Source organism: Frankia sp. R43, assembly GCF_001306465.1.
Classification (GTDB): Bacteria; Actinomycetota; Actinomycetes; order Frankiales; family Frankiaceae; genus Parafrankia; species Parafrankia irregularis.
Genome location: NZ_LFCW01000013.1, coordinates 96,164 through 111,315, shown reverse-complemented (window position 1 = coordinate 111,315; position 15,152 = coordinate 96,164). Strand labels below are relative to the sequence as shown.

The window sequence follows — 15,152 nt, the reverse complement described above, 5'->3', positions numbered from 1 at the left end:
CGCTACCCGTTCCGCCGAGGTCCGCTCACCGCGCTCAGTTCGTCTCGCCCGGGGCGGTGGCCGCACGATCGTCGGCGGGTATCGAATCCGTGGCCGGGTGGGTGCGGCCGGCCGGACCGGCGGCGAAGGCGGTCAGCAGGTTCGTGGTGATCTGGGTGATCGGGACCTGGATGGCCGGCCCGTGTGCGCCCGGCCCGCAGACGTCGGCCAGGGCGCACACCCAGGCGCTGGTTCCGCTGTCGAACACAGCCGCCCCGGACGCCGCGGAGTAGTACGAGACGTCGGAGTAGTCCTGCGCGCCGCGGCAGGTGATCGGAGAGTGGGCGATCACCTCGATCGGCCGCGGGGTGGGATAGGCGAGGTTGACGCGGTCGTATTCGGAGCCGATCAGACCGGGCAGCCGGGCCCCGGCCGTCAGGCCCGTCCCGGCCAGCAGCCACGACTGCGGCCGGACGATGACCATGTCGCCGTGGACGGGGTTGCACTGGTACATCCCGCCGGTCAGCGAGCTCTCCGGATCGGCGCGCGGCGGTGACGGCCAGTTGGCGGTGATCTGCGCGTCGTCGCGACCGTAGACGGGATCCTCCTGGGCCACCTTGTACGCGGTCTCCAGCCGGTCGGGGCCGACCGGCGACGGGTCGAGCCGGATCCGCCGGTACACGGCGTTCGCACCCAGGAAGGCCAGGTTCGTACCGCGGTCGCGGGCCGTGGTCAGCGCGGCACGCATGGCCGGCGAGTAGTACTCGTCGTGGCCCAGGGAGATCACCGCGCGGGCGCCGTCGAGCAGGTGTGGATCGTTGTGCAGGTCGACGTCGGTCGCATAGTCGACCGGCAGGTTCAGCCGTTCGGCGAGGGCGACCAGCGGCATCTCGTTGCCGGTGAAGTCGGCCGCGCCGTCGCCGTAGTCATAGGGCCGGTCGAACGACACCACCCGAGCCCGGTCGGCGAAGCCGCGCGGACCGTGGTACAGGCTGTAGCCACCCCAGGCGTTGTACGCCTGCCAGGTGGTGACCGCGTTGAGGATGACGACCCGACCGGCCGCGCCCGGCCCGCGCACGGTCAGCGGCACGTATCGGTGGTTGCCGTCCGCGGCGTCCAGGCGGAACAGGTAGTTCCCGGGCGGCCAGGAACCGGTGCTGAAGGTCGCGGTGGGCTGCCACGCCGCCGCGGAGATCGTGTTCACCCCGGCGGCATGGGTCGGATCGGCCTGCCGGACGCCGGGGATCGGGTCGGTCGTCGTGATCAGCCGACACGTTCGGCCGCCGTACCAGCCGATGCGGAACACCGAGATCGTGAGCGAGGGCGCCGTCGTCGAGGCGAACAGCCGCACCGGTTCACCCGGCGTGATGCTGACGCGGTCGGTCCAGCCTTCTACGGCGTGCTGCGGGCCCAGCTGGATCAGCCCGCAGTCGGCGCCGGGTCGGCTGTTCTCCGCCCGGACATCGAAACCGGCCGGCGTGGCGGTGGCTCCGGGAGTGGTGCTGGGGGTGGTGCCAGAAGACGGGCCCGCGGTCCGGTGGGCCGGTGACGCACCGCCCAGCGCGCAGCCGGCCACGGTGAACACGGAGACGATCAGGCCGATGCAAGCCGCCACGCGGGGGGACCAACGCCAGGACACGGCTCATCCTCGCAGGGCCTGACCGCGCCAGCTGACCGAGGCCGCCGAACTGCACCCGCTTCTCACGTCCGTACACGAAGGCACCTGGACCCCCTGGGGCCGAGCATGAGAACAAGGAGATCCCGCGGTCGCCTCGAACAGTGCGAAAGTCCAGCACCACGCGGCGGACGGTCGAACCGGCCGCCCATCACTCGAAACGAAGTCCCGCCGGCGCGGCCGGCGTCCACAGCGGACGCGGGAGCGCCAGCCGCGGTAGACGGAAGGGGAAGGCCGAGTGCATCCGGAGACCAGATCCGTTCGGCCATCGCCTGGTGAAGCTGGCCACGCGACTGGACATACGCCTCAACTGGGTCGCCGGCCTCGTACGCACGAAACCTGCTGTCCAGCCCATGCGGTTTCTTGATCCGCGACCGAGCCGGTCGGTTCACCGCGTGACTCCGACGCCGTCCTCACCGACACCGGCCGCTCTGCTGCCGAGACCCTATCCCAGGCTCAGCGAACGAATGGCCCCACGCGGAACGGTTCGTCCGAGCCGTTCGAACCGAAGTCACCGAACCGGATGTCGATCTTCTGTGAGCGGGCACCTGCGCGTTGTTCTGAACGAGTGCGAACGGCACACGACATACGACGACCCCGCCGTAGCTGCAGTCTTCAGCCACCATGGCCTGACCACGGATCCGACCCAGAGACAGATCAAGCGCCAGCCCGCCCCCCGGCGGCCTGATCAACAAATACGGCCAAGTCACTCAAAGCCCAGGTCAACACCGGTGGCCTAGTTCTGACACCCCATGTTCTACGAGACCATGCTCCGACTTACCTACTTGGGAGACTCCAACGTGGGAGCATATGAGACATGACGGACGGGGGACAGGGGTCTACGGAGGCTCCGACATCAGACTTCTTTGTTTCTTATGCACAGGAAGACGTATCCTGGGCAGAATGGATTGCCTGGCAAGTGGAATTAGAAGGATTTTCCGTAATATTGCAGTCCTGGGATTTCCTGGTGGGCCAGAATCGTGTGGCGCGCCTCGACGAGGCACTTGCCGCCTCCACACGAGTCATAGCAGTTGTATCAACGTCATACCTGAACTCTGAATGGGATCTTCTGCAGAGCTACGCAACCCTGGGCAGGGATCCAGGCGGGCGCTTGAGGATGCTTTTCCCTGTTGCAGTCGAGGACTGTAGGATCGAGGGAATCCTCAGCTCTGTAGTCGGTATCGAGATCTGGGGGATCGGCGAAAATGCCGCACGCGAACGTTTACAGCAAGCCGTGCGGTCCCTAGCGACGGATACCCGAGGGAAGCCTGATCGACTGCCTCCGTATCCACTATTGCAGTCGAGGAGCGCCAGATTTCCAGCGAAGAGTCCGATTATCTGGGGAGTTGATTGGCCGCGCAACCCGAACTTTGTGGGTAGAAGCCAAGAGATTTCCTTGCTACGCGAAAGGCTTCTTGAAGATCGCGGGACGGTTTCGGTCCTCCCGCAGGCACTTCACGGCATGGGCGGCGTGGGAAAGACTCAGCTAACAGTCGAGTACGTTTACCGACACGCCCGCTCGTATGACCTGGTCTGGTGGATCAACGCCGAGTTTCCAACCCTCTTTGTCGCCGGCCTGGCCGAGTTAGCCGAGCGCATCTCTGTTCATGTTCCAGGTCAGGCGGAGGAATCTGCAACGAGGGCCATAGAGACACTTCGACGGGGGTTTGACTACCCGTCCTGGCTGATCATCGTTGACAACGTATCCGGGCCAGACGACCTCCAGTCTCTGGATCAGGCCCGTCGCCTCCTTTCGGCGGCGTCGGCAAGCCAGGGCGGACATGTAGTCCTGACCTCGCGCGATAGTAGATGGTCGACCTTCGCTCAGCCTATCGAAATAGACGTGCTCCCACATTCTGAAGCAATTGAATTGCTGAGGGCGCGCGCCCATGAAATCGGGGCCGTAGACGCAGGCACCGTAGCAACCGCCGTGGACGGTCTTCCCCTTGCGCTGGAGCAGGCGGGTGCGTGGCTGGCAGAAACCGGCATGCCTGTCGCCGAGTATATTGGTTACCTGCAGCGACAGACAAAGGAGATCATGTCCCATGGGGCGCCGCCCGGACAGAAACCGATTTCGATGACGTGGTCCGTAGCCTTGAATAAGTTGGATGATCCCGTTGCGGCATCCTTGGCAAAACTTTGGGCCCATTTCGGTCCGGAAGCGATTCCAATAGACCTACTGAAGCCGGAGGCTGCAGAATTTCTTCCCGAGGAGCTTGGCCGGGCCGTGGAAAGTCCATTAAGGCTAAGATCTGCGATCTCGGTTCTAGTCAGGCTCGCCCTAGTGCGACGCATCGGAGATGCCGTGGTAATGCATCGCCTGGTCCAGGCGGTGCTTCGGGAGGAATCGGGCGCCTCCGAGAGGACATTACTGCGCACTGCGGCACATAAGCTACTCGCGGCCGGTCACCCTGCAGAGCGAACGACACCTGAGGGGTGGCGAAGATATGCACGGCTCTACCCTCACGTCATTGCCACAGATCTTGTCAGTGCGGACGATCCAGCATGCCGCGAACTGGTCCTGTGGGTGATCCGGTATCTGAGATCCGCCGGAGACTATACAAGTAGCATTGCGTTTGCCCGGGAAGTACATAATCGCTGGTCGGAATCCATTGGATCGGATCACCTGGATACACTGAGCGCCGAACTCGGACTCGCCCACACAATATGGTCAACAGGCGACTACAGGACTGCCAGAAAGATGGAGGAGCACGTCCTGGAGCGTCGAGTCGAGATTCTTGGAGAGAATCATCCGGACACGGTCAAGGCAGCGGCAAACCTGGGTGCAACCATACGCGATATGGGCGATTACGAAGCCGCCCGAGGCATATTTCAATGGACCCTGGAGCGTCGACGGGAAATCTTTGGAGAAGACCACCCAGACACTCTGACCTCAGCTTCTAATCTTGCTCATGCGCACAGAGTTGGGCGCGACTACGTGGCCGCTCGCGATCTGTACTCGTGGGTCTTCGAGAGACGCTCCGCTGTTTTGGGGGACCTGCACCCCCGCACCCTGAGCGCACAGAACGGACTTGCCGAGTCGCTCTACCTACTCGGAGATTTTACCGCGGCCCGCGAAAGCTATGGAGATTCTCTCGAAAAAAGTAGTGATGTTCTCGGCGAGAATCATCCGGACACGCTGAGAGCGATGGCCGGATTGGCGGAATCGCTGCGTGGCCTGGAGGACCTCACGGCTGCGCGAGCACTGTACGAACGAGTCGTCGAGCGTCGCACCTCCACTCTCGGAAATGATCACCCTGACACCTTGAAGGCAATGGTTGGCCTGGCGGAAACGCTGCGCGGCTTGGAGGACCTCGCGGCTGCGCGAGCACTGTACGAACGAGTCGTCGAGCGTCGCACCTCCACTCTCGGTGCCGATCACCCAGACACGCTGTCGGTGCACCAAAAGCTGATTGAGATAAGTTCCTAGGTTAATGATCGAACCTTCCAGGTTTGGCGGGCCGATAGGCCATATCAACAGACCCTGAAAGGCGCCGCCGGGGAGAGCACGCCGCAAACCGCCCGCCGGCACAGCGGAACGTCGCCTGCCACAATTCTGCTCCTCCGCCCAGGATGGATGTACCCAGACTTCACTACCATGAGCCGGCGTCCCACTGGGCGTGCTGCAGCGACGATCGTAGCACCGACCCCCAAGGCGGACGGTTAGATTCAGAGCACTAACGCAGCTCAGCGGGGGTACGCGGTAGACGTCCGGAGTTTCGCGTTGCTACATCCATTGCCACGCAAAGGATCTTCAATCTGTTCGACAGAGAACAAAAAAACCGGCCGAAGATGGTCGACCAGGACGGGGTCGAACCGCCGGCCTTCCACTTTTCAGGGCGCCGCTCAGAAGGTGATCACAGCTCGGCCAGGTTCGACGCCGAGCTCGGCCATCGCCTGGCCGATGTCCGCCAGGGGGTAGCGGCGGGTGACGAGGCGGTCGAGAGGCAGCCGGCCGGCCCGGTAGAGGTCGAGGATCCGCGGGATGTCGACCTGGGGGCGGATGCTTCCGTTCGTGCTTCCGGTGAGCACCCGCTGGTCGATCAGGTGGTACAGCGGGACGGACACCGTCGCCCGGGGGTCCGCGACGCCGACGACCACCGCGCGCCCGCCCCGGCGCAGCGCGTTGAACGCCGCCGCGGCGGTGCCCCCGGTGCCAACGGCGTCGATCGCGACGTCGACGCCACCACTGCCGACGCCACCGCCGGCGCGGGTCAGCGCGCGGACCCGGGAGACCAGGTTGGTGTCCTCGTCCACCACGATGCTGTCCGTGGCGCCGAGGGCCTCGGCGAGCTGGCAGGCCGCCGCGCTGCGGTCGGCCACGATCACCCGGCCGGCGCCGGCGGTGACCGCGCCGAGCACGGTCGCCAGGCCGACCCCGCCGGCGCCGATGACCAGCACCGTCTCGCCGGCCTCGACGCCGGCCCGGACCACCGCCGCGCCGAAGCCGGTGGAGACGCCGCAGGCGGTGAGGCAGGCGATGTCGAACGGCACGTCGTCGGGCACCTTCACCGCGGACCGGCGGTCGACGACCGCGTACTCCGCGAACGACGACTGCAGCGCGAAGTGGTTGATCCGCTCGGCGCCCTTGGTGAGCCGTTGCTGGCCGTGCGACAGCCGGCCGTCGATCATGTGCGGGGCGGCGACCTCGCACAGGCCGAGCGCGCCGAGCTGGCACTGCCGGCACACCCCGCACCCGGGCGTGATCGTCAGGACGACGTGGTCACCGACGCTGAGGTCGGCGACGCCCGCGCCGACGGCGTCGACCACCCCGGCGCCCTCGTGGCCGAGCACGACCGGCCGCGGGATGGGCATCTTCCCCTCGACGACCGTGAGGTCGGTGTGGCAGACCCCGGTGGCCCGGACCTGGACCCGGACCTCGCCCGGCCCGGGCTCGGGGACGTCGAGATCCTCGATCGCCAGCCGGCCCGCTTCGCGAAGCACCGCCGCTCGCATCGGCAGGTTCCCTTCTGCGCTGGGTGAGCGCCCGTCTCTGTGCTGGATGAGCGCCCGTCCGCGCTGGATGGGCGCCCGCCGATCCGTCCGTCCCGGCTGCGCTCCACGGTGCCGCGCGGATGGCAGAGTCCCGAGGGTGCGGGGCTCCGCGGGTGGCGGATCCCCGCGGAGCCCCGCGGTTCGCGGGCAGCCGGTGACGGGCCGGTCAGGCGCGGAACTTCGCCAGGTTCGCGTGGAGGGCCTCGTACGCCTCACGGACGATGCGGGTGACGATCTCCCCCGCCGGCGGCACGTCGTGGATGAGGCCCTGGACGAGGCCGGCGGTCCAGATGCCGGCCTCCAGGTCCCCGTCGTCGAACACCCGGCGGCCACGGGAGCCCGCGACGAGCCCCTGGACATCCGGGAACGTCCCGCCGTCGGCGAGGATCCGCACGACCTCGACGCTGACCGAGTTGCGGGCGACCCGCGCGGTGTTGCGCAGCGAGCGGAAGATCAGCTCGGTGTCGAGCTCGGTCGCCTCGACGATGCGGCGCTTGACCGCCTCGGCGATCGGCGACTCCTCGCTGCACATGAACCTGGTGCCCATGTTGATGCCGTCGGCGCCGAGGGCCAGCGCGGCGGCGAGCCCCCGCCCGTCGGCGAATCCGCCGGAGGCGAGGAACGGGATGGTCAGCGCGTCGGCGGCGGCCGGCACCAGGATGAGGCCGGGGATGTCGTCCTCGCCCGGGTGACCGGCGCATTCGAAGCCGTCGATCGACACCGCGGCGACACCGACCCGCTCGGCCTTCACCGCGTGCCGCACGCTGGTGCACTTGTGGATCACCCGGACGCCGTGCTCGTGGAAGAAGTCCATGTGCGGCTCGGGGCTGGACCCCGCCGTCTCGACGATCGTGACGCCGGAGTCGACGATCGCGCGCCGGTACTCGTCGTAGGGCGGCGGGTTGATCGACGGCAGGATCGTCAGGTTGACGCCGAACGGCTTGTCGGTGAGCCTGCGGGTCCGCGCGATCTCGGCGGCGAGATCGGCCGGCGTCGGCTGGGTGAGCGCGGTGACGATGCCGAGGCCACCGGCCTCGGAGACCGCCGCGGCGAGCTCGGCCCGGCCGACCCACATCATCCCGCCCTGCACCACGGGATGCTCGATGCAGAGCATCTCCGTGATGCGGGTGCGCAGCCGGGGCGTCGGGGCCACCGACTCCGGCGTTCCGGGCACCGGCAGCGGCATCGCCTTCACCGGTGCGGGCACCGCGGTCACCGGTACTCGTCCCCGCGCTCGGCCCGCTCGACCAGCGACGCCGGCGGCAGGAAACGGTCGCCGTAGGCGGCGGCGAGCTCACGGGCCCGGGCGACGAAGCCGGCGAGCCCGCCGTCGTACTGGTTGACGTACTGCAGCACTCCGCCGGTCCAGGCGGGGAACCCGATGCCGTAGAGGGAGCCGATGTTGGCGTCGGGGACGCTGGTGAGCACGCCGTTGTCGAGGCAGTCGATCGTGTCGAGCGCCTCGGCGAACAGCATCCGCTCCTGCAGGTCCTTCAACGGCAGGACGGTCCGGCCGGAGCCGAACTGCTGGCGCACGCCGGCCCAGATGCCCAGGCGCCGGCCGGAGTCGTCGTAGTCGTACCAGCCGGAGCCCTGGCGGCGCCCGGCCCGCCCCTGCTCGACCATCCAGTCGATGACCGGCTCGGAGGGGTGCAGGTCCCAGGCGCGGCCGGCGGCCTCCTGGGCCTCGCGGGTCTCGATGCGGATCTTCTGGGTGAGGGTGAGGGTCAGCTCGTCCTGCAGCTGCAGCGCGCCGACCGGGTAGCCGGCCTGGGTGGCCGCCTGCTCGACGCTCGCCGGGTCGACGCCCTCGCCGACGGCGGCGATGGCCTCGGCGATGAACTTCCCGATCACCCGGGAGGTGAAGAAGCCGCGGGAGTCGTTGACGACGATGGGCGTCTTGCGGATCTGCCGCACGTAGTCGAAGACCCGGGCAAGCGTCTCGTCGCTGGTCTGCTCACCGCGGACGATCTCGACGAGCGGCATCTTGTCGACGGGGCTGAAGAAGTGGATGCCGATGAACGCGTTCTCGCGCTTGACCCCGCCGGCGATGAGGGTGATCGGCAGGGTGGAGGTGTTCGAGCCGAGGACCGCGTCGGGCTCCACGATCTCCTGGATCTCGCGGAACACCTCCTGCTTGAGCGGCATCGACTCGAAGACCGCCTCGATGACGAGGTCGACGCCGGCGAAGTCGGCCGGGCTGTCGGTGGTCATGATCCTTGCCAGCAGCGCGTCCGACTTCTCCTGGCTGGTCCGCCCGCGGGCGAGTGCCTTGGCCTCCAGGCCGCGGGCGTAGTCCTTGCCCTTCTCGGCCGCGTCCACGGTGACGTCCTTGAGGACGACCTCGATGCCGGCCTTGGCGCTCACGTACGCGATGCCGGCGCCCATCATGCCGGCGCCGACGACGCCGACCTTGCGGGTCGTGTACTTCGGGTGACCCGCGGGCCGGCTGCCCCCGGAGTTGATGTGCTGCAGATCGAAGAAGAACGCCTTGATCATGTTCTTGGCGATCTGACCGGTGGTGAGGTGGACCAGGTAACGCGTCTCGATGAGCGAGGAGGTGTCGAAGTCGACGTAGGCGCCCTCGACCGCCGCCGCCAGCGCTGCCCGCGGCGCCGGGGCCGGCGCTCCCCGCGACTGCTTGCGCAGCAGGGAGGCCAGCGTCTGCAGCGTCGTCGCGACCTGCGGGCTGCGGACGTCGCCGCCGGGCAGGGTGAAGCCCTTGACGTCCCACGGCTTGACCGGCGCCGGGTTCGCCGCGATCCAGGCACGGGCGCGGGGCTCCAGCTCCGACGGGTCGGCGACGACCTCGTCGACGAGCCCGACCTCGGCGGCCGCGATCGGGCCGAACTTCGTGGCCGGCAGGATCACCTTCTGCAGCGCCTTGAGCAGGCCCATCATCCGCACGGTGCGGGAGATCCCGCCGCCGCCGGGGAGCAGCCCGAGGGAGACCTCGGGCAGGCCGATCAGGGTGGCGGGGACGTCCGCGGCGATCCGGTGGTGGGCGCAGAGCGCGACCTCGAGCCCGCCGCCGAGCGCGGCGCCGCCGATGAGCGCGACGACCGGCCTGCCGAGCTTCTCCAGCCGGCGCATGTCGGCCTTCATGCTGTTGATGTAGTCGGTCTCCTCGGCGGCCTGCTCGGCGGAGCCCGCGCGCAGCCGGTTGAGGTCACCGCCCGCGAAGAAGCTCTTCTTCGCCGAGGTGAGGAGCACGCCGACGACGTCCTCGCGGGTGGACTCGAGGCGGTCGACCGCCTCACGCAGCCCGAGCATGAAGTTGTCGTTCATGGTGTTCACCGGCGCGTCGGGATCGTCCATCGTCAGGGTCACGATGCCGTCCGCGCCATGGCTGTACCTGATGCCTGAGCTGACCATCTGTGTCTCTCCTAGACCCGCTGATCCGCGCTGGGACGCGCTGGGACGCGCTCGATGACGGTGGCGATGCCCATGCCCGCGCCGACGCACAGCGTCGCCAGGCCCCGGCGGCCGCCGGTGCGTTCGAGCTCGTCGAGCACGGTGCCGAGGATCATGGCGCCGGTGGCGCCGAGGGGATGGCCGAGCGCGATGGCGCCGCCGTTGACGTTGACCTTCTCGGCCGGGATCTTGAGGTCCCGCTGCCACTTCAGGACGACGGCGGCGAACGCCTCGTTGAGCTCGAACAGGTCGATGTCGTCGACGGTGAGGCCGGCCTTCGCGAGCACCTTCTCGGTCGCCGGGGTCGGCCCGGTGAGCATGATCGTCGGCTCGGAGCCGACGACGGCCGTCGCGACGATGCGGGCGCGCGGGGTCAGGCCCAGGCGCTCACCGACCGCCGCGTCGCCGATGACGACCAGCGACGCGCCGTCGACGATGCCGGAGCTGTTGCCCGCGTGGTGCACATGCTCGATCCGCTCGAGCTGGTGGTACTTCTGCAGCGCGACCGCGTCGAAACCGGCCTGGTCACCGAGGGCGGCGAAGGACGGCTTGAGCTTCCCGAGGCTCTCGACCGTCGTGCCGGCCCGGCGGTGCTCGTCGGTGTCGAGCAGGAGCACGCCGTTGAGGTCGGTGACGGGGACGATCGACCGGGCGAAACGCCCCTCACGCCAGGCGGTGTCGGCGCGTTCCTGGGAGCGGACGGCGAACGCGTCGACGTCCTCGCGGGTGAAGCCCTCCAGAGTCGCGATCAGGTCGGCGCTCACACCCTGCGGGACGAAGTACGAGTCGTACGCCGTGGTGGGGTCCTGCACGTAGGCACCGCCGTCGGAGCCCAGCGGCACCCGCGACATCGACTCGACGCCGCCGGCGAGCACCAGGCTCTCGAAGCCGGAGCCGACCTTCTGCGCCGCCAGGTTGACCGCCTCCAGGCCGGACGCGCAGAAGCGGTTGACCTGCACACCGGCGACGACGTCGGGCAGCCCCGCGACGAGCGCCGCGGTGCGGGCGATGTCGCCGCCCTGCTCGCCGACCGGGGAGACGACGCCGAGGACGATGTCGTCGATCTGGGTGGGGTCCAGGCCGGGGTTGCGCTCAAGCAGCGCCTGGATCAGGCCCACCACGAGGTCGACCGGCTTGGTGCCGTGCAGCGCCCCGCCGCGGTTCTTTCCGCGGGGGGTGCGCACGGCATCGTAGATGAACGCCTCGGACACGAGGTTTCCTTTCTCAGCAGGTCTTTTCGCGTCACAGACCGAGGTCGCGGCCGACGATCTCCTTCATGATCTCCGTCGTGCCGCCGTAGATGGTGGTGATGCGCGAGTCGAGGTAGTCCTGCGCGATGCGGTACTCGAGCATGTAGCCGTAGCCGCCGTGCAGCTGCAGGCAGCGCCCGACGATGTCGACGAGCTGCTCGGTGGTCCAGAACTTCGCGGCGGCGGCCTCCACCGCGGTCACCTCGCCGGCCGTGTGCCGGGTGATCAGGTCGTCGATGTAGATGCGGCTGACCCGGGCCGCGGTCACCATCTCCGCGAGCTGGAACCGGGTGTTCTGGAAGGTGCCGATGGGCTGGCCGAACGCCTTGCGGTCGGTGACGTAGGACAGCGTGCGCTCGAGCACGCCCTCGGTCGCCGCGATGGCGCCGGCCGCGATCGAGAGGCGTTCCTGCGGCAGGTTCCTCATCAGCCCGAGGAAACCGCTGCCCTGGGCGCCGAGCAGGTTCTCCACCGGCACCCGCACGTCGCTGAAGAACAGCTCGCTGGTGTCCTGCGCGTGCAGGCCGATCTTCTCCAGGTTGCGGCCCCGCCCGAAGCCGGGGCTGTCCGCCTCGATGACCATCAGGCTCAGGCCCTTGTGCGGGTCCTCGCTGGTACGCACCGCCGTGACGACCAGGTCCGCGTTCTGCCCGTTCGAGATGAACGTCTTGCTGCCGTTGACGATGTAGTGGTCGCCGTCGCGCACCGCGCTGGTGCGGATGCCGGCGAGGTCGCTGCCGGTGCCCGGCTCGGTCATGGCGACGGCGACGATCAGGTCGCCCTTCGCGATGCCGGGCAGCCAGCGGGCCTTCTGCTCGTCGTTGGTCAGGTCGATGAAGTACGGGATGACGATGTCGTTGGACAGGCCGACACCGGCCATGCCGTCGGAGACCGGGTTGCGGCCGAGCTCCTCGGCGACGATCGCGTTGAAGCGGAAGTCCTTTGTCCCGCCGCCGCCGTACTCCTCCGGGATGTTGAACCCGAGGACGCCCGCGTTCCCGGCCTCCTGGAACAGCCAGCGGTCGACCTTGCCCTCCGCCTGCCAGCGCTCGGCGTTCGGCCTGGCGTACTTGTCGACAAAAGCACGGACAGTGGAGCGGAACTCCTCGTGCTCGTCCTCGTACAGGGGGCGACGGGTCGCGTAGACGCCACTCATCGAATTCTCCGTTCAGCGATGTCGTCTCGTGGTCCGGGCCGCGGACGACTCAGTCCCGTTCCAACCCGAAATAGAAATGCCGGCCGTTGTCCAGCACCAGGCCTGGCCTGCCGTTCATGATGCCCATCAGGGTACGGTCGTCGACCTTCTTGAAATGGTCGAGAACGGCCATTCCGTCGTAGACCATCGTCGCTGTCACCTCGCCGCGGAACTCCACGTTCCACAGGCTCGCCAGGCCCTTGCCGGACTCGACGTCGGAGAACAGCTCGCCGTCCGGGCCGACGCACAGCAGCGGCACCGCGTCGTCCAGGGCGACGAACCGCTTGCCGTACCAGCGGCTGCGGACCAGCAGCCGGCCCATCCGATGCCCGGTGGGGAAGGCGAAGCCGCGCCACTGGCCCAGGATGTCGCCCGCGTCGACAGGGGCGAGCGCGGCCCACAGGTCGTCCAGCTCGGTGGGCTCGATCGGCCCGGCGGACTCCCGCAGCGCCGTCCAGCGCCGGACCAGATCAGTCTGCGCGGCAAGGTCGGCCTGCGCGGCAAGGTCGGTCTGCGCAGCGAGGTCGGTCTGCTCCGGCTGGTCGGTCTGCTCCGCCGGGTCGGTCTGGGAAGGATCGGTCATGCCATGCGCCCTCTCTGGTAGAGGTCGGCGATGACGTCCTCGTATCGGCTGATCACGACCTTGCGCTTCAGCTTCAGCGTGGGTGTGAGCTGCTCGCCGCCGATGGTCCACTCCTCGGTGAGCAGCTCGTAGGCCTTGATCTGCTCGGGCCGTGACAGCCGCGCGTTCGTCGCCGCGACGACCGCGGCGACCGCGTCCAGGATCGCCGGGTCGACCGCGAGCTCGGCCACCGTCGTGCCCTCGACGCCGAGCCGCCGCGCGATGATCGGCGCCGTCTCGCCGTCGAGGGTCAGGATCGCCACGAGGTACGGGCGGCCTTCACCGATCACCAGCGCCTGCCCGATCAGCGGGCTCTCCTTGAGCGCGTTCTCGATGTTCGACGGGGCGATGTTCTTGCCCGATGAGGTGATGATGATGTCCTTCTTGCGGTCGACCACCCGCAGGAAGCCGTCCTCGTCGAGCTCGCCCACGTCCCCGGTGTGCACCCAGCCGTCGGGGTCGATCAGCTCGGCGGTCGCCGTGGGCTCCCGGTGGTAGCCGGGTGTCGTGATCGGCCCGCGTACCAGGATCTCGCCGTCGTCGGCGATGCGTACCTCGATGCCGTCCTGGGCGGTGCCGACAGTGCCGAGCCGGAACGCGTCCGGGCCGCCGGCCGTCGCCGAGGCGGTCGTCTCGGTCATGCCGTACACGTCGTAGACGCTCAGGCCCAGGCCGGCCAGGAACCGGGCGATCTCCACCGGCATCGGCGCGGCGGCGCTGGACGCCCACTCGATCCGGTCGAGGCCGAGGGCGGCACGCAGCGGCCGCAGGATCGGCCCGTCGACCGCCTCGAACCGCGCCCGCAGCTCCGGCGGCGTCGTCCGGCCCGTCTGCGTGGACTCGACATAGGCCTGCCCGATGGCGAGGGCCTGCGCGACGGCCTCGCGCTTCGCCGCGTTCGGCTCGGCCGCGAGCTTCGCCCCGATCCCCGCGCGGATCTTCTCCCAGACCCGCGGAACCCCGAAGAAACGGGTGGGACGGATCTCGGCGAGCGCGGGGGCGAGCGCCGCCGGATCGTCGATGAGGTGGACGTGGCCGCCCTGTAGCTGCGGGATGTACAGGCCGAGGATCCGCTCGGCGATGTGTGCGAAAGGCAGGTAGGACACCGAGATGCCCGGCCCGTCCAGGTGCGCCTTGCGGGCCGAGACGGCCGCCTCGAACCAGATGTTGCGATGGGTGAGGACGACGCCCTTGGGCCGGCCCGTCGTACCCGACGTGTAGAGGATCGTGATCGGGTCGTCCGGCTTGATGGCCTCGCCTCGGATCGCCAGCTCCGCGTCGCGGTGTGCCAGCGCCCTCGCGCCGTCGGCCGCCGCCTGGTCCCAGGTGACGACCCGCACGTCGGCGGCCACCGCCACCGCCACGGACCCGGCGGCAGCGGCAGCGGCAGCGGCGTCGGCGTCGGCGTCGGCGCTCGCGGTCAGCGCGTCGAAGGCGGTGCCGAACGCGATGACCTGGCTCACCGTGGACTTCTCCGCGAGCACCGCGGACCAGCGAGCGGCGTGGTCGGCGGTCTCGAGCACGACGATCCGCGGCTCGACATGCCCGGCGACGTAGCCGACCTGTTCGGGCGAGAGCGTGTTGTAGACCGACACGGGGATGCCGCCGGCGAGCACGGTGGCGATGTCCGCCACGACGTGCTCGATCCGGTTGGAGGCCATGATGGCCACCGCCTCGCCGGGTGCGAGGCCCGCGTCCAGGAAGCCGGCGGCCAGCTCACGGGCACGGTCGACCAGCTCGGCCCAGGTGACGGTCCGCCAGCCGCGGCCGTCATCCGCCCCGTCGGCGAGGCGCCGGTCGGAGTAGGCGGGCTCGGTGCCGCGCTCGCGCACCGTGCGTTCGAGGACCCCGACGAGGGTCAGGCCTTCGATCTCGGCGTCGATCGCTGCGCGCTGTAACGCGATGTCGGTCATCTCTTCGCTCCTCCTGGGATCCATCGGCCGCCGGTAAGGCCACCAATCACGGACTCGTTCCGGCCCCTTGCCCTTACCCAGCACCGATGATCTGAGATGAAGACGGGGG

At 68.7% G+C, this 15,152-nt stretch carries 9 protein-coding genes; 1 reads left to right on the top strand and 8 read right to left on the bottom strand.

The window, feature by feature from the left end:
* Positions 1-34: 34 nt before the first annotated feature.
* The gene (locus tag ACG83_RS38620; RefSeq protein ID WP_235498463.1) at positions 35-1,618 is read right to left on the bottom strand and encodes a N,N-dimethylformamidase beta subunit family domain-containing protein; all 1,584 of its coding nucleotides are present in this window, start codon (positions 1,616-1,618) and stop codon (positions 35-37) included.
* A gap of 853 nt (positions 1,619-2,471) precedes the next feature.
* On the opposite strand from ACG83_RS38620, the gene fxsT reads away from it, so the two are divergent.
* A complete protein-coding gene (fxsT, locus tag ACG83_RS43335) occupies positions 2,472-5,084 on the top strand; it encodes an FxSxx-COOH system tetratricopeptide repeat protein (protein ID WP_083473922.1) in 2,613 nt (870 codons plus the stop codon).
* A 416-nt stretch (positions 5,085-5,500) separates the two neighbouring features.
* Here the strand turns inward: fxsT and ACG83_RS38610 are convergent, their stop codons facing one another.
* The 7 genes from ACG83_RS38610 to ACG83_RS38580 all read right to left on the bottom strand — a co-directional run bounded on the left by ACG83_RS38610 (position 5,501) and on the right by ACG83_RS38580 (position 15,043).
* A complete protein-coding gene (locus tag ACG83_RS38610; protein ID WP_054571214.1) occupies positions 5,501-6,610 on the bottom strand; it encodes an alcohol dehydrogenase catalytic domain-containing protein in 1,110 nt (369 codons plus the stop codon).
* A 205-nt stretch (positions 6,611-6,815) separates the two neighbouring features.
* Positions 6,816-7,835 carry a nitronate monooxygenase family protein gene (locus ACG83_RS38605; protein WP_054571251.1) on the bottom strand — a complete coding sequence of 340 codons (1,020 nt, stop codon included), beginning with the start codon at positions 7,833-7,835 and terminating at the stop codon, positions 6,816-6,818.
* 26 nt (positions 7,836-7,861) lie between these two features.
* Positions 7,862-10,024, bottom strand: a complete 2,163-nt coding sequence (locus ACG83_RS38600) for a 3-hydroxyacyl-CoA dehydrogenase NAD-binding domain-containing protein (protein ID WP_054571213.1) — start codon at positions 10,022-10,024, stop codon at positions 7,862-7,864.
* 11 nt (positions 10,025-10,035) lie between these two features.
* On the bottom strand, positions 10,036-11,274 hold the full coding sequence (locus ACG83_RS38595; RefSeq protein ID WP_054571212.1) for an acetyl-CoA C-acetyltransferase: 1,239 nt from the start codon (positions 11,272-11,274) through the stop codon (positions 10,036-10,038).
* A 31-nt stretch (positions 11,275-11,305) separates the two neighbouring features.
* On the bottom strand, positions 11,306-12,469 hold the full coding sequence (locus tag ACG83_RS38590) for an acyl-CoA dehydrogenase family protein (RefSeq protein ID WP_054571211.1): 1,164 nt from the start codon (positions 12,467-12,469) through the stop codon (positions 11,306-11,308).
* 49 nt (positions 12,470-12,518) lie between these two features.
* Positions 12,519-13,091: a DUF4334 domain-containing protein gene (locus ACG83_RS38585; protein WP_235498462.1), complete on the bottom strand. Its 573-nt coding sequence runs from the start codon at positions 13,089-13,091 to the stop codon at positions 12,519-12,521.
* Positions 13,088-15,043, bottom strand: coding sequence for a long-chain fatty acid--CoA ligase (locus ACG83_RS38580; RefSeq protein ID WP_054571210.1), 1,956 nt, complete (start codon positions 15,041-15,043; stop codon positions 13,088-13,090). The genes ACG83_RS38585 and ACG83_RS38580 overlap by 4 nt, the downstream gene beginning before the upstream one ends.
* Between the last annotated feature and the right edge of the window lie 109 nt (positions 15,044-15,152).

Bases quoted from the DNA above. Each gene is read 5' to 3' on its own strand.
- fxsT (WP_083473922.1), top strand. From the start codon at position 2,472: ATGACGGACGGGGGACAGGGGTCTACGGAGGCTCCGACATCAGACTTC.
- ACG83_RS38610 (WP_054571214.1), bottom strand. From the start codon at position 6,610: ATGCGAGCGGCGGTGCTTCGCGAAGCGGGCCGGCTGGCGATCGAGGAT.
- ACG83_RS38605 (WP_054571251.1), bottom strand. From the start codon at position 7,835: ATGCCGCTGCCGGTGCCCGGAACGCCGGAGTCGGTGGCCCCGACGCCC.
- ACG83_RS38600 (WP_054571213.1), bottom strand. From the start codon at position 10,024: ATGGTCAGCTCAGGCATCAGGTACAGCCATGGCGCGGACGGCATCGTG.
- ACG83_RS38590 (WP_054571211.1), bottom strand. From the start codon at position 12,469: ATGAGTGGCGTCTACGCGACCCGTCGCCCCCTGTACGAGGACGAGCAC.
- ACG83_RS38585 (WP_235498462.1), bottom strand. From the start codon at position 13,091: ATGACCGATCCTTCCCAGACCGACCCGGCGGAGCAGACCGACCAGCCG.
- ACG83_RS38580 (WP_054571210.1), bottom strand. From the start codon at position 15,043: ATGACCGACATCGCGTTACAGCGCGCAGCGATCGACGCCGAGATCGAA.